Annotated in this window: 14 protein-coding genes; 6 read left to right on the top strand and 8 right to left on the bottom strand. The window is 67.0% G+C overall.

Going from position 1 to position 14,536, the window contains the following annotated elements; translation table 11 throughout:
- Nucleotides 1-5: 5 nt before the first annotated feature.
- Entirely contained in the window at nucleotides 6-242 is a 237-nt protein-coding gene (gene secG / locus ASE48_RS00705) for a preprotein translocase subunit SecG (protein ID WP_057165086.1), read from the top strand.
- 47 nt (nucleotides 243-289) lie between these two features.
- A complete protein-coding gene (gene ppc / locus ASE48_RS00710; protein ID WP_057165087.1) occupies nucleotides 290-3,085 on the top strand; it encodes a phosphoenolpyruvate carboxylase in 2,796 nt (931 codons plus the stop codon).
- Here ppc and ASE48_RS00715 read toward each other — a convergent pair.
- The gene (locus ASE48_RS00715; RefSeq protein WP_057165088.1) at nucleotides 3,082-3,453 is read right to left on the bottom strand and encodes a hypothetical protein; all 372 of its coding nucleotides are present in this window, start codon (nucleotides 3,451-3,453) and stop codon (nucleotides 3,082-3,084) included. The two genes, ppc and ASE48_RS00715, sit on opposite strands and share 4 nt — an antisense overlap.
- 57 nt (nucleotides 3,454-3,510) lie before the next feature.
- Between ASE48_RS00715 and ASE48_RS33635 the strand changes: the two genes are divergently transcribed.
- A complete protein-coding gene (locus tag ASE48_RS33635) occupies nucleotides 3,511-3,642 on the top strand; it encodes a hypothetical protein (RefSeq protein WP_268766264.1) in 132 nt (43 codons plus the stop codon).
- 19 nt (nucleotides 3,643-3,661) lie between these two features.
- The gene (locus tag ASE48_RS00720; protein ID WP_082613958.1) at nucleotides 3,662-4,741 is read left to right on the top strand and encodes an alanine racemase; all 1,080 of its coding nucleotides are present in this window, start codon (nucleotides 3,662-3,664) and stop codon (nucleotides 4,739-4,741) included.
- A gap of 2 nt (nucleotides 4,742-4,743) precedes the next feature.
- On the opposite strand, the gene pgl is transcribed toward ASE48_RS00720, so the two are convergent.
- Genes pgl through tkt form a run of 5 tightly spaced genes read right to left on the bottom strand, consistent with a single transcriptional unit; the run spans nucleotide 4,744 to nucleotide 11,198 of the window.
- Nucleotides 4,744-5,463: a 6-phosphogluconolactonase gene (gene pgl / locus ASE48_RS00725; protein ID WP_057165090.1), complete on the bottom strand. Its 720-nt coding sequence runs from the start codon at nucleotides 5,461-5,463 to the stop codon at nucleotides 4,744-4,746.
- Entirely contained in the window at nucleotides 5,456-6,367 is a 912-nt protein-coding gene (opcA, locus tag ASE48_RS00730; RefSeq protein ID WP_057165091.1) for a glucose-6-phosphate dehydrogenase assembly protein OpcA, read from the bottom strand. The genes pgl and opcA overlap by 8 nt, the downstream gene beginning before the upstream one ends.
- A 31-nt stretch (nucleotides 6,368-6,398) precedes the next feature.
- Nucleotides 6,399-7,940 (bottom strand): glucose-6-phosphate dehydrogenase, encoded by a 1,542-nt coding sequence (gene zwf, locus ASE48_RS00735; protein ID WP_057165092.1) that lies wholly within the window; start codon nucleotides 7,938-7,940, stop codon nucleotides 6,399-6,401.
- Nucleotides 7,941-7,968: 28 nt separating this feature from the next.
- The gene (gene tal, locus ASE48_RS00740; RefSeq protein ID WP_200962043.1) at nucleotides 7,969-9,087 is read right to left on the bottom strand and encodes a transaldolase; all 1,119 of its coding nucleotides are present in this window, start codon (nucleotides 9,085-9,087) and stop codon (nucleotides 7,969-7,971) included.
- Nucleotides 9,088-9,107: 20 nt separating this feature from the next.
- On the bottom strand, nucleotides 9,108-11,198 hold the full coding sequence (gene tkt / locus ASE48_RS00745; protein WP_057165552.1) for a transketolase: 2,091 nt from the start codon (nucleotides 11,196-11,198) through the stop codon (nucleotides 9,108-9,110).
- Between the two features lie 218 nt (nucleotides 11,199-11,416).
- Between tkt and ASE48_RS00750 the strand changes: the two genes are divergently transcribed.
- Both ASE48_RS00750 and ASE48_RS00755 read left to right on the top strand, forming a co-directional pair.
- Entirely contained in the window at nucleotides 11,417-12,343 is a 927-nt protein-coding gene (locus ASE48_RS00750; RefSeq protein ID WP_057165094.1) for a heme o synthase, read from the top strand.
- 16 nt (nucleotides 12,344-12,359) lie between these two features.
- Nucleotides 12,360-13,304, top strand: a complete 945-nt coding sequence (locus ASE48_RS00755) for a DUF1254 domain-containing protein (RefSeq protein WP_057165095.1) — start codon at nucleotides 12,360-12,362, stop codon at nucleotides 13,302-13,304.
- Here ASE48_RS00755 and ASE48_RS00760 read toward each other — a convergent pair.
- Both ASE48_RS00760 and ASE48_RS00765 read right to left on the bottom strand, forming a co-directional pair.
- Nucleotides 13,301-13,831: a hypothetical protein gene (locus ASE48_RS00760; RefSeq protein ID WP_057165096.1), complete on the bottom strand. Its 531-nt coding sequence runs from the start codon at nucleotides 13,829-13,831 to the stop codon at nucleotides 13,301-13,303. The two genes, ASE48_RS00755 and ASE48_RS00760, sit on opposite strands and share 4 nt — an antisense overlap.
- Nucleotide 13,832: 1 nt before the next feature.
- Nucleotides 13,833-14,387 carry an MspA family porin gene (locus tag ASE48_RS00765; RefSeq protein WP_156409016.1) on the bottom strand — a complete coding sequence of 185 codons (555 nt, stop codon included), beginning with the start codon at nucleotides 14,385-14,387 and terminating at the stop codon, nucleotides 13,833-13,835.
- Nucleotides 14,388-14,536: the final 149 nt, after the last annotated feature.

Genomic DNA, 14,536 nt, shown 5'->3' on the forward strand with positions numbered 1-14,536 from the left:
CCGCCATGGAACTCGCTCTGCAGATCGTGCTGATCATCACCAGTCTCCTGGTGGTGCTGCTCGTCCTGCTGCACCGGGCCAAGGGCGGCGGTCTCTCGACGCTCTTCGGTGGTGGCGTGCAGTCGAGCCTGTCCGGTTCGACCGTCGTGGAGAAGAACCTGGACCGCCTGACGCTCTTCGTCATCGGCATCTGGCTGGTGTCGATCGTCGGTATGGCCTTGCGCATCAAGTACAACGCGTAGAACCGTCTCGTTCTGCAGTACCGTTCCCGCACGTCGATACTTGAGTGATGGCAGACCGCACCGACACCGCACTGGAACCGATCGGCTCGGTGCAACGCACCACTGGTGGTCGCGAGGCGACCGAGCCCATGCGCGAGGACATTCGACTTCTCGGTGCGATTCTCGGCGACACCGTCCGCGACCAGAACGGCGACACCGTCTTCGATCTGGTGGAACGGGCCCGGGTGGAATCCTTCCGGGTGCGGCGCTCCGAGATCGACCGCGCCGAGCTGGCCGGGCTGTTCCGCGATATCGACGTCCACCAGGCCATCCCGGTGATCCGCGCGTTCACCCATTTCGCCTTGCTGGCCAACGTGGCCGAGGACATTCACCGGGAACGGCGCCGGGCGGTACACGAGGCCGCCGGCGAACCACCGCAGGACAGCAGCCTGGCCGCCACCTACCTCAAACTCGATGACGCCCAGCTCGACGCGGCCGCGGTCGCCGACGCACTGACCGGTGCACTGGTGTCACCGGTGATCACCGCGCACCCGACCGAGACCCGTCGCCGCACGGTGTTCGACACCCAGCACCACATCACCGAACTGATGCGGCTGCGCCTGCACGGGCACACCCGCACCGACACCGGCCGCGATATCGAAACCGAATTGCGCAGGCACATCCTCACGTTGTGGCAGACCGCGCTGGTGCGGCTGTCGCGGCTGAAGATCTCCGACGAGATCGAGACCGGGCTGCGGTATTACCCGGCCGCCTTCCTCGACGTCATCCCACGGGTCAACGCCGAGGTGCGCACCGCCCTGCAGGAACGGTTCCCGGGAACGGAGCTGCTGGCGACGCCGATCCTGCGGCCCGGATCCTGGATCGGTGGTGACCGGGACGGCAACCCGAACGTCGACGCCGACGTGGTGCGGCTGGCCACCGGGCGGGCCGCGTTCACCGCGTTCACCCACTACTTCAGCGAGATCACCACGCTGGAGGAGGAACTGTCGATGTCGGCGCGGCTGGTGCAGGTCAGCCCGGCTCTGGAAGCGCTGGCCGATGCCTGCGCCGAGCCCGCCCGCAGCGATGAGCCCTACCGCCGTGCGCTGCGGGTCATCCACGCCCGGCTCACCGCCACCGCGGGGCAGATCCTGGACCGTCGCCCCGAGCGCGGACTCGATCTGGGGCTGCCCGCCTACGACTCGCCCGGCCAGCTGCTCGACGACCTCGACGCCGTCGACGAATCGCTACGCGCCAACGGTTCTGCGGTGCTCGCCGATGATCGATTGGGCCGGCTGCGGGAAGCGGTGCGGGTCTTCGGTTTTCATCTTTCCGGGCTCGACATGCGGCAGAACTCCGAGGTGCACGAGCAGGTCGTCGCTGAACTGCTGGCCTGGGCCGGCGTGCACCCCGACTACGCCGCACTGTCCGAGGATGAGCGGGTGACGTTGCTGGCTGCCGAGATCGGCACCCGCCGTCCGCTGATCGGACCGGGCGCCGACCTGTCCGAGCTGGCCGCCAAGGAACTCGGCATCGTCGGCGCGGCGGCCCGTGCGGTGCAGGTGTTCGGAGCCGAGGCGGTGCCGAACTACATCATCTCGATGTGCCAGTCGGTCTCGGACATGCTGGAGGCGGCGGTGCTGCTCAAGGAGGCCGGCCTGCTGGACGTCTCCGGCGACCAGGCCTATGCGCCCGTGGGCATCGTGCCGCTGTTCGAGACCATCGACGATCTGCAGCGCGGCTCCTCGATCCTGGAATCCGCCCTGGACGTACCGGTCTACGCGGCCGCGGTCGCCGCGCGCAACGGTCACCAGGAGGTGATGCTGGGCTATTCCGATTCCAACAAGGACGGCGGCTACCTGGCGGCGAACTGGGCGCTGTACCGGGCCGAACTGGACCTCGTCGAATCGGCGCGCAAGACCGGAATCCGGTTGCGGCTGTTCCACGGTCGCGGGGGGACAGTCGGCCGTGGTGGCGGCCCCAGCTATGACGCCATCCTGGCTCAACCGCCCGGCGCGGTGAAGGGGTCGCTGCGGATCACCGAGCAGGGCGAGGTGATCGCCGCGAAGTACGCCGAGCCGAGGATCGCGCACCGCAACCTGGAGACACTGTTGGCGGCGACGCTGGAATCTACCCTGCTCGACACCGAGGGGCTGGGGGAGTTCGCCGAAAGCGCCTACTCGGTGCTCGACGATCTGGCCGCCCGCGCGCAACGTGCCTACTCCGAATTGGTCCATGAGACACCGGGATTCGTGGAGTACTTCAAGGAGTCCACGCCGGTGAGTGAGATCGGGGCGCTCAATATCGGCAGCCGTCCGACCTCGCGGAAACCGACCACCGCCATCTCGGATCTGCGGGCGATCCCCTGGGTACTGGCCTGGAGCCAGTCGCGGGTGATGCTGCCCGGCTGGTACGGCACCGGGACCGCGTTCGAGGAGTACATCGCCGGCGACGACGCCAGGCTCGACACCCTGCGCGATCTCTACCAGCGCTGGCCGTTCTTCCGGACGGTGCTGTCGAACATGGCTCAGGTGCTGGCCAAATCCGATCTGGGCCTGGCCGCCCGGTACTCCGAGCTGGTGGCCGACGAGGACCTGCGGGCCCGGGTCTTCGACAAGATCGTCGCCGAACACGAGCGCACCGTGCGGATCCACGGGCTGATCACCGGGCAGGACGATCTGCTCGCCGACAACCCCGCGCTGGCCCGGTCGGTGTTCAACCGGTTCCCGTACCTGGAGCCGCTGAACCACCTGCAGGTCGAACTGTTGCGCCGGTTCCGGTCCGGCGACGAGGACGAACTGGTGCAGCGGGGCATCCTGCTCACCATGAGCGGGCTGGCCAGCGCGCTGCGTAACTCCGGTTAGAGCCGGGCCACCCGGCGCACCTGCGCGACGGCGCCGCGGATCGCGCTCTCCACGGTGGCCAGCGGTGACGCAACCGCCTCGCCGATCTCGACGATGGCCTCGACACGGGACACGATCTGCTCGAGGCGGTCCACCATGAGGATCAGGCGGGGTGCCAGTTCGTCGATGCTGGTGATGGTCTTGTTGAACCGGTCCAGGGTGACGTCGAGGTCACCGATCGAGTTGTTCAGCGTGACCACGGTGCGATCGAGGTCGGTGAGCAGGGTCTCGACCTGGACGACGGTGGCGTCGGCGTTCAGCGCCGCCTGCGTCAGCGTCTTGATACGCCGCGTCGCCGGACGGGTGCGGCCGTCGCCTTTGTCTGCCATGGAAGTCAGTATGGCGGCCCAGGGAACCAAAACGGGCCAAGGTGCGTCTGATCTTGTATGGCGAACTTCTGTTACGGAAGCCCGCGGCTACGTCCCGACGCCGGTTCGGCCCGGGCGGTCGCCGACTATCTTGCCGGTTACGGCGAGGCGCTGGCCGACCAACGCCCAGAACTGCAGTCCGACGAGTGAGGGCTCTGCTTGAATGGCGATGGTGGCGACCGGACCGTTTGACGTCGAAACACCGGCCTTGATCGTTGATCTCGCGCGGTTGACGTCGAACATCACGGCGATGTCGGTGAGTGCACGCAGCAAGGCGGTCGATCTACGCCCGCATGCCAAGACACACAAGAGCATCCAGATCGCCGATCTCCAGGTCGAGGCGGGCGCGGTCGGCATCACCGTCGCGACGGTTTCGGAAGCCGAGGCCTTCGCCGCACAGGGGATCGACGATATCTTCATCGCCTACCCGGTCCTGCCGGTCGGCGCCAAGGCGAGACGATTCAGAGACCTCGTCGACCGCGTCGCGCTGCGCGTCGGCGTGGAGAGCTCAGCGGGCGCGCGGGCCGTCGCGGCGGCATCCGACGGCGGGGAGGTCTCGGTGGTGATCGAGATCGACAGCGGGCAGCACCGAACCGGGGTGCAGGCATCGGACGCGGCTGCGCTCGCGACCGAGTGCCGGCGCATGGGTTTGACCGTCGACGGCGTGTTCACTCACGGCGGCCACGCGTACTCGGATCCCGGTGCCCCTCGACGAGCCGGGATCGACGAAGGAGATCAGCTGGAGCTCGCGGCGAGCGCGTTGCGGGACGCCGGTTTCACTGTCTCGGTGGTCAGTGCCGGGTCGACACCGACCTGGCGGGCGCCCCGCCCGACTGCCGTCACCGAAGAGCGTCCGGGGACCTATGTCTTCGGTGACCGTCAACAGCTTGCGCTCGGATCCCAGCAGCACGAGGACTGCGCCGCGTGGATCGCCGCCACCGTGGTCAGTTCTCGCGACGGGCGGGTGGTCATCGATGCCGGATCCAAAGCACTCACCGGTGAGCGGCCGCACTGGCTGGACGGCTTCGGAACCGTTGCTGAGCTGGGCAATGCGGTGATCACCCGGATCTCCGAGCACCACGGGATTCTCGACGGCGTGGACAGCTCCGCCGTCGCCGTCGGAGACATGGTCTCCGTGCTGCCGAATCACATCTGCACGGCCGTCAACCTGTTCGACGAATATGTCGTCGTCGACGACGGCCACGTGGTCGACCGGTGGGAGCTGGTCGCCAGGGGCAGGAATGTCTAGGGTCAGCCCGGCAGCTTGCTCGCGGCGGCCTTGTCCAGCAGCCACACGGTGGCCTCCCGGCCGATCGCGCCCGCAGCGGGGACATCGACCGCTGCGGCACCGTTGATGGCGGCCGCTGCGGCCTCGGCCTTCTCGGCCCCCGCGACCACCAGCCACACCTCCCGGGCCCGCCGCACCGCCGGCAGCGTCAGCGTGATGCGACGCGGCGGCGGCTTGGGTGATGCCGTGACCGCGATGACCAGCCTCGAGTCCTCGCGCACGGCGTCGGTGTCGGGGAACAGCGAGTTGATGTGGCCCTCCCCGCCCATCCCGAGCAGATGCACATCGAACTCCTCGGGCAACAGCTTCTCGTAGGCCAGGGCCGCCGCCTCGATATCGTCGCCGAACTCACCATCGCTGGCGGCCATTTCGTGCACGTTCGCCGACGGGATGGAGATGGTCTCCAGCAGCGCTTCGCGCGCCTGCCGGTAGTTGCGGTCCGCGTCCTCGGCGGGCACGAAGCGTTCATCACCCCAGAACAGCTGCACCTTGGACCAGTCGACATCGGGTGCGTAGGCGGCGACATGGCGCAGCAAGGCGATCCCGACGGTGCCACCGGTGAGCACGATGACCGCCTGCCCGCGGTTGCCGACCGCCGACGTGATGGCGCCGACCAGGCGGGCGCCGGCGGCGGCGGCCAGTTCACCGGCGTCGACGTAGGTCTCGATCACCTGTTCAGACATAAGTCACCTTGTCGATTCCTCGCAACGCTTCCAAATAGATCTCATCGGCATCCAGGCGCCGCATGTCCTCCGCCAGGCAGTCGCGGGTTTCTCTGCGGGCCAACGGAATCTGGGCATCCGGCTTGCCGGTGCGGGTGAGCGTCGCGGTCACCCCCTCCTGGGGCCGGCTCAACACGATCGTCTCGCTGGGCCGGGTCAGCTCGATCTTCAGCTCGCCGACCGCACGGGTGACAGGGCAGTCCAGCCGGCCGACAAGCCAGCCGGCCAGGATGTCGAGGGCAGGTTCTTCCTTGAGCCCGGACACCACCACCTCGGTGATCGGTTCGTGCGGCGCCTGATCCACCGCGGCGGTCAGCAGTGCGCGCCAGTAGGTGATCCGGCTCCAGGCCAGGTCGGTGTCACCGGCGGTGTATCCGGCGAGCCTGCTCTTGATGCACGCCAACGGGTTCTCACCGTTGGTGGCATCGGTGATGCGGCGGATCGCCAAGCGGCCCAGCGGATCCTGTGCGGGCACCTCGGGTGCGAGATCCGGCCACCAGGTCACCACCGGGGTGTCGGGCAGCAGGAACGGGGTGACGACGCTGCTGGCGTGGTTGGCCAGCGGCCCGGACAGCCGCAACACCACGACCTCGTTGGCGCCGGCGTCGCTGCCGACCCGCAGCTGGGCGTCGAGTCGGGCCTCCAGACTCAGCCGGTCCCCGGGGATCACCACGATGACCCGGCAGGGGTGCTCGCGGCTGGCGGCGTTGGCCGCCTCGATCGAGTCCTCAAGGACCGCTTCGGTATCCGGGGCGATCACCAGCGTCAGCACCCTGCCGAGGGTGATCGCGCCGCCCTCTTCACGCAGGGCGACAATCTTCTTGTTGATGGCACCGGTATTGGTGTCCGGCAGATCGATGATCATCGGGATCCTCGGTTCTTCGCGCGAGCGCTCATCACGGTCGCCTCCATTCGCGTCCGGTCCGGCGCAGCATCTCGAAGGCCGATTCCGGCCCCCAGGTACCCGACTCGTAGGTGTCCGGGGTGCCGTGTGACGCCCAGTAATCCAGCGCGGGATCCAGGATCTTCCACGACAGTTCGACTTCGGCGTTGACAGGGAACAGCGAGGGCTCACCCAGCAGCACGTCGAGGATCAGCCGCTCGTAGGCCTCGGGTGACTCCTCGGCGAACGCCGAGCCGTAGGAGAAGTCCATGCTGACATCGCGGACCTCCATGGCATTGCCGGGCACCTTGGACCCGAACCGCAGGGTGATGCCCTCATCGGGCTGCACCCGGATCACCAGCGCGTTCTTGCCGAGTTCCTCGGTCATGGTGGCGTCGAACGGCAGATGCGGTGCCCGCTTGAAGACCAGTGCGATCTCGGTGACTCTGCGGCCCAAGCGTTTTCCGGTGCGCAGATAGAACGGGACCCCCGCCCACCGGCGGGTGTCGACATCCACCGTGATGGCCGCGAACGTCTCGGTGATGGAGGTCTTCGAGAATCCCTCCTCGTCGAGCAGCCCGACCACCTTCTCACCGCCCTGCCAGCCCGCGGCGTACTGACCTCGGGAGGTGGTCTCGTCGAGTGGTTCGGCGAGCCGGCTGGCGCCGAGCACCTTGATCTTCTCGGCCTGCAGCTCGGCGGGGGAGAAGTTGACCGGCTCCTCCATCGCGGTGAGCGCGAGCAGCTGGATCAGGTGGTTCTGGATGACATCGCGCGCGGCGCCGACACCGTCGTAGTAACCACCGCGTCCGCCGAGGCCGATGTCCTCGGCCATGGTGATCTGGACGTGATCGACGTAGTGCGCGTTCCAGATCGGTTCGAACATCTCGTTGGCGAAGCGCAGCGCCAGGATGTTCTGCACCGTCTCCTTGCCGAGGTAATGGTCGATGCGGAACACCGAGGACTCCGGGAAGACGCTGTTCACCAGCGCGTTGAGCTCTTCGGCGGTGGACAGGTCATGCCCGAACGGTTTCTCGATGACGACGCGGCTCCAGGTGTCGCCCGGTTTCTCGGCCAGGCCCGACTTGGACAGCTGCTCGAGCACCTGCGGGAACGCCTTCGGCGGGATCGACAGGTAGAACGCGTGATTGCCCCCGGTGCCGCGTTCGGTGTCCAGGGTGTGCAGGGTCTCGGCGAGCCGGCCGAAGGCCTCGTCATCGTCGAAAGCGCCCTGGACGAACCGGAATCCCTCCGCAAGCCGGTCCCACACCTCCTGCCGGAACGGGGTGCGCGCGTGCTGCTTGACGGCGTCATAGACGACCTTGGAGAAGTCCTCGTCCGCCCAGTCGCGCCGGGCGAACCCGACCAGCGCAAAACTGGGTGGCAGCAGGCCGCGGTTGGCCAGGTCGTAGATCGCCGGCATCAACTTCTTGCGGGCCAGGTCGCCGGTGACCCCGAAGATCACCACCGCACACGGTCCCGCGATCCGGGGCATGCGTTTGTCGCGTTTGTCCCGCAGCGGGTTTCGCCAGACAGGAGCGTCGGTCGTGCTCATCGAGTGTGCCTCTGCTCTAGTTTCGCGCCTACTTCTTGGCGGCGTCCAGCTGTCCCTGGGTGGCCTCGAGCAACTCGCCCCAGGACTTCTCGAACTTCTCGACGCCCTCCTCTTCGAGGACCTTGAACACGTCGTCGAGATCGACACCGACCTCGGCCAGTCCATCGAACACGCCCTGTGCGGCATCAGCGGTCCCGCTGACGGTGTCACCGGTGACCACACCGTGGTCGGCGACGGCGTCGAGCGTCTTTTCCGGCATGGTGTTCACCGTGTTCGGCGCCACCAGCTCGGTGACGTACAGGGTGTCCGAGTAGTCGGGGTTCTTGACGCCGGTGGACGCCCACAGCGGGCGCTGGGCCCGGGCGCCCGCACCCTTCAGCGCGCCGAAGCGCTCCCCGCCGAACTCTTCTTCGTAGGCGGCGTAGGCGAGGCGGGCATTGGCCACACCGGCCTGACCGCGCAGATCCAGTGCCGCCTGGGTGCCGATCTTCTCCAGCCGGCTGTCGATCTCGCTGTCCACCCGGGACACGAAGAACGAAGCGACGGAATGGATCTTGGACAGATCGTGGCCGGCATCCTTGGCCTTCTCCAGCCCGCTCAGGTAAGCGTCGATGACCGCACGGTGCCGCTCCACCGAGAAAATCAGCGTCACGTTCACCGAGATGCCCTCGGCGATCACCGCGGTGATGGCGGGCAGGCCGGCCAGGGTCGCGGGGATCTTGATGAGCAGGTTGGGCCGATCGACGATCTTCCACAGCTCTTTGGCCTGTTCGACGGTCTTTTCGGTGTCGTGGGCCAGGCGCGGGTCGACCTCGATGGACACCCGGCCGTCGACACCGTCTGAGTCCTCGTACTGCTTGGTGAACAGATCGCAGGCATTGCGGACATCGTCGGTGGTGACGGCCAGAATCGTGGCGTCCACATCCGAGCCGGTCGCGGCCAGTTCGTTGACCTGCTCGTCGTAGGCGTCGCCCTTGGACAGGGCAGCCTGGAAGATCGACGGGTTGGTGGTGACGCCGACGACGCTCTTGGTCGCGATCAGCTCGGCCAGGTTGCCGGTCTGCAGGCGCTCGCGGGACAGGTCGTCGAGCCAGACGGAGACGCCTGCGGCCGACAGTGCTGCGAGATTCGGGTTCTGAGACATGATTTCGCCCTTTTCTGTCTGTACTAGTTGTCGAGAGTGCGTTCTGCGGCTGCCACGACGGCTTCTGCGGTGAAGCCGAACTCACGGAACAACGTCTTGTCGTCGGCGGATTCGCCGTAGTGCTCGATCGAGATGATCTCGCCGGTGTCGCCGACGAGCTTGTGCCAGGACTGCGCGATACCGGCCTCGACCGCCACGCGGGCCGACACGTCGGGCGGCAGCACCGAATCGCGGTACTCCTTGGGCTGGGACTCAAACCATTCGACACACGGCATGGACACCACGGCGGCCACGATGTCCTTGTCGGCCAGCAGCTTCTTGGCCTCGACGGCGAGCTGGAGCTCGGACCCGGTGGCGATGATGATCACCTCTGCATCGGCCGCGTTGTCACCGCCGAGCACATATCCGCCCTTGGCCACACCGTCGGCATCGGTGCCCTCCAGGACCGGAATTCCCTGGCGGGTCAGGATGAAACCGACCGGGCCGGCCTTGTTGCCGCGGCCGATGATGCTCTTCCAAGCGTACGCCGTCTCGTTCGGGTCACCCGGACGGACGACGGACAGGTTGGGGATGGCGCGCAACGCGGAGAGGTGCTCGATCGGCTGGTGAGTAGGGCCGTCCTCGCCGAGGCCGATCGAGTCATGGGTCCAGATGTAGATGGTGTCGATGACCATCAGCGAGGCCAGTCGCACCGCGGGGCGCATGTAATCGGAGAACTGCAGGAACGTTCCGCCGAAGGCTCGCGTCGGCCCATGCAGCACGATGCCGGACAGGATCGAGCCCATCGCGTGCTCGCGGATACCGAAGTGCAGCACCCGGCCGTACCAGTCGGCGCTGAAGTCCTCGGTCGAGATGCTCGGCGGGCCGAAAGACTTCACGCCCTTGATGGTTGTGTTATTGCTGCCCGCGAGATCGGCTGAGCCACCCCACAATTCGGGAAGCTTCGGGGCGACGTCGTTGAGGACCTGACCGAATGCGGCACGGGTGGCGACCGCCTTGGAGCCGGGTTCCCAGTAGGTGATGTCGGCGTCCCAGCCCTCGGGCAGTTCCTCGGCGACCAGGCGGTCCAGCAGCTTCTTGCGGTCGGGCTCACGCTCGGCCCAGGCGTCGAAGCCGGTCTGCCACTTCTCATGTGCCTCTTTGCCGCGCTCGACGAGCTTGCGGGTGTGCTCGATCACCTCGGGGCGGACCTCGAATTTCTTGTCCGGGTCGAATCCGAGGATCTTCTTGGTGGCGGCCACCTCGTCGTCACCGAGCGCCGAGCCGTGCACGCCACCGGTGTTCATCTTGGTCGGGGCGGGGTAGCCGATAATGGTGCGGACCGAGATGAACGACGGCTTGTCGGTCACCTTCTTGGCCTCGGCGATGGCCTCCTCGATGGCGACCACATTCTCGCCGCCGACGATCTCCTGGACGTGCCAGCCGTAGGCGCGGTAGCGGTCGGCGACGTTCTCGCTCAACGCGATGTCGGTGTCGTGCTCGATGGAGATGTGGTTCTTGTCGTAGAAGACGATCAGGTTGCCCAGCTGCTGGGTGCCGGCCAGCGAGGAGGCCTCGCTGGTGACGCCCTCTTCGATGTCGCCGTCGGAGGCGATGACGTAGATGTAGTGGTCGAACGGGCTCTCACCGGCCGGGGCCTCGGGATCGAACAGGCCGCGCTCGTAGCGGGAGGCCATGGCCATACCGACGGCCGAGGCCAGTCCCTGGCCCAGCGGGCCGGTGGTGATCTCGACGCCCTTGGTGTGCCGGAACTCGGGGTGGCCCGGGGTCTTGGACTTCCAGGTACGCAGTGCCTCGATGTCTTCGATCTCCAGACCGAAACCACCCAGGAACAGCTGCAGGTAGATGGTGAGGCTGGAGTGCCCACACGACAGCACGAAGCGGTCGCGGCCCAACCAGTGCACGTCGCTGGGGTCGTGGCGCAGCTGACGCTGGAACAGCGTGTAGGCCAGCGGGGCAAGGCTCATCGCGGTACCGGGGTGGCCGTTGCCGACCTTCTGGACCGCGTCGGCGGCCAGCACGCGCACGGTGTCCACCGCGACCGTGTCGAGGTCGGACCAGTCGTCGGGGTGGTTCGGTTGCGTGAGGGCAGTTATCTCTTCGGCGGTGGTCACTACCTTCACTCCTAAATTTTCTCTGCGCTGCGGACTTCGCTACCTCAAACACCCTAGTGCGGCGGAGTCATCCACCGCAGACCGGTTGGGGCAGGTTTGGTGTCTGTTAACGCAGACCAAACTGGAGAACGCACCCTGCGGTGCGGGGCCGACCGCGGTGCGGTCTACCATCGTCTGTAGTAGAAGCCCGCGTGACCGTCGCCCGAGGAGTTATTTGCGTGAGCATTCGCGAGCGCCGGCCGGTCAGTGGCGCACCGAATCGGATACGAACCACGGTCCTTTCGTACCTTGCGTTGACGAAGCCGCGCGTGATCGAGCTGCTTCTGGTGACGACGATCCCGGCCATGTTGCTGGCCGATCGCGGCACCGTTGACCCGCTGCTCATCCTGAACACCCTGATCGGCGGCATGATGGCCGCAGCTGGTGCCAACACGCTGAACTGTGTGGCCGACGCCGATATCGACAAGGTGATGAAACGCACCGCGCTGCGGCCGCTGGCCAAGGCGTCGGTGCCGACGCGGCATGCACTGATCTTCGGGCTGGTGCTGACAGCGGGATCCTTCGCGTGGCTGTGGTGGCGCACCAACCTGCTCTCCGGGGTGCTGGCGCTGGCGACGATCGCCTTCTATGTGTTCATCTACACCCTGCTGCTCAAGCGCCGGACCTCGCAGAACGTGGTGTGGGGCGGTGCAGCCGGGTGTATGCCGGTGATGATCGGCTGGTCGGCGGTGACCGGCACGATCCAGTGGCCGGCGCTGGTGATGTTCCTGATCATCTTCTTCTGGACGCCGCCGCACACCTGGGCACTGGCCATGCGGTACAAGGAAGACTACAAAGCCGCCGGGGTGCCGATGCTGCCCGTGGTCGCCACCGAACGCCAGGTCACCCGCCAGATCCTGATCTACACCTGGCTGACGGTGCTCACCACGTTGAGCCTCGCGCTGGCCACCGGCTGGCTGTATGCGGCGGTCGCATTGCTGGCCGGTGTCTGGTTCCTGGTGATGGCGCATCAGCTGTATGCGGGGGTGAAGCGTGGGGAGCCGGTGAAACCGCTGCGGCTGTTCCTGCAGTCCAACAACTACCTGGCCGTGGTGTTCTGTGCACTCGCCGTGGATTCCGCATTGGCGCTGCCGCAGCTGTTCTGACCACTACGGTCTGTGCATGAGCGTGCATGTCAGCCCCGATGAATTCGGGCGCGCAGAGTCCGACCTGTACTTCGGAAATATCGTCAAGGACGGCAACCTTGGCGCCGTGCGGCACTTCCGCGAGCTGAGCCCCGTCGATCAACAGCTGGTGATCCGGCAGAACCGCGACACGCTCTACTCGGTGGGGGTGTTCGATCTGGATGCCGGTCCGGTGACGATCACGCTGCCCGACAGCGCCGGGCGGTTCATGTCCCTGCAGGTCATCACCGAGGACCACTACGTGCCCGCCGTGGTGTACGCGCCGGCCGAGCTGACCATCACCCGCGAAGACGCCGGGACCCGCTACATCGCCACGGCCTTCCGCACCCTGGTCGATCCCGATGATGCCGCCGATGTGGCCGCGGTGCACGCGCTGCAGGACGCCATCACCGTCTCCCAGCCCGGTGGGCCGGGCACCTTCGCAGTGCCGGACTGGGATCCCGCCAGCCAGAAGACGGTGCGCGATGCGTTGATCACGCTGTCGACGACGGTGCCCGACAGCTTGCGCACCTTCGGGCAGAAATCGGAGGTCGATCCGGTGCGCCATCTGATCGGGACGGCCTACGCGTGGGGCGGAAACCCCGAGCGCGACGCGTTCTACCTCTCGGTCGTCCCGCCCGCGAACGACGGCACCACCGTGCACAGGCTCATCGTCGACGATGTCCCGGTCGACGGCTTCTGGTCGATCACCGTCTATGACCAGAGCGGCTACTTCACGCCGAACCCGCAGAACGCCTACTCGGTGAACAACATCACCGCGGCCACCGAGTCAGACGGGCGCACCATCGTCCAGTTCGGTGGTGAGCAGGGACCCAATCTGCTGCCGATCACCGAGGGCTGGAACTACATCGTGCGGTTGTACCGGCCGCGGCCGGAGATCCTGGACGGGTCGTGGGTTTTCCCGGCAGCCCGGCCGGTCTAGGGGCCGTCTGCGCTGGTGTGCGGGTTGCCCGGCAACTCCACCAGCGGTGGCGGGTAGCCCGGCAGGTCGCCGGTCGGTGCCGCCGCCTCCGCCGCCGGGAGCACCACCGGAGGGTGTCCATCCGGATTCTCGCCAGAGGGGACTGCCGCGCCCCCGGCTCGGGCGTCGATTCCCGGATTCGCGGGCCCCGGCAACTCCAGTCCCGCCGAGATCCCGTACCGGGTATTTGATGTGACCAGCGGCCCCGGGGCCTGCTCGCCGTTTCCCAGCCTGCTACCGGGCAGACCCGTCGCCTGTGAGGGTGCGTCGACAGTGGATCCGATACAGGTGCCACGGGAATCGGTGGCGGCCGGCGGGCCGACGGCGATGACGTTGTAGGGATAGTCGAAGCTGCCGGGTTCGGCCAGCGGGGCACCGGGAAGATAGGGGGGCGGGTCCGGTAGCGGAATGGGGTCGGCGCCGGCGGTGGGTGCGACCAGAACAGCCGAGATCGACCCGATCAGCAAGCCCGCTCCGATACGCCGCATGTCAGATCTTGATCGGGTCACCGTAGACGGCGAACTGCGTGTGCGCAGCGTCGGTCGAGACGCGCAGGTATGCGTAGGAGCGGACGGTGACATCGCCGCCACAGGCGTCCGCCTTGATGTGGATGTTGTCGATGTCCAGCATCGCGACACCGCCGCTGCTCAGCGACATGTTGGACAGCGGAAGATCGACGATCACGCCCGGTTGCAGGACGGTCTGCACGAACCCGGCCAGGCCGCCCGTTCCGCCGGCGGATGCGCTCGGTGTTGCGCCGTCGAATCCCACCGAGCCCTGTGGTGCCACACCGGCGGTGCCGCCGTACTGCAGCCCCGCCGACACGTCGGACTGGCAACCGAGCTGGTAGCCCACGATGAAGATGCTGTCGGTGATCGGACTGGATCCGCCGACGGCTGTCGCGGTCGCCGAGGCAGTGACAAAGCCCTCTCGGGAATCGTTGGCATTGGCCAGGTTCGGTACCGAGTTCACGACCTCGTTGTCGATGCGGATGTTCAGATGCCAGCCATCGCGCGAGGTCTTGTCGTAACTCTGCGGGCGCATGCTCACGGGCTCGGCCCCGGCCGCAGATAGGCCGGTGGTCACGCTTGCCAAGCCCACCGCACATGCGACACCCACACCGCTACGCCATCGCACGGACGAGATTCTAAGCAGATCCGGGCCCGCTGCGTGCGGGGCGGCGCCAGGGGCCG

It is taken from the genome of Mycobacterium sp. Root265, assembly GCF_001428895.1.
Taxonomy (GTDB): domain Bacteria; phylum Actinomycetota; class Actinomycetes; order Mycobacteriales; family Mycobacteriaceae; genus Mycobacterium.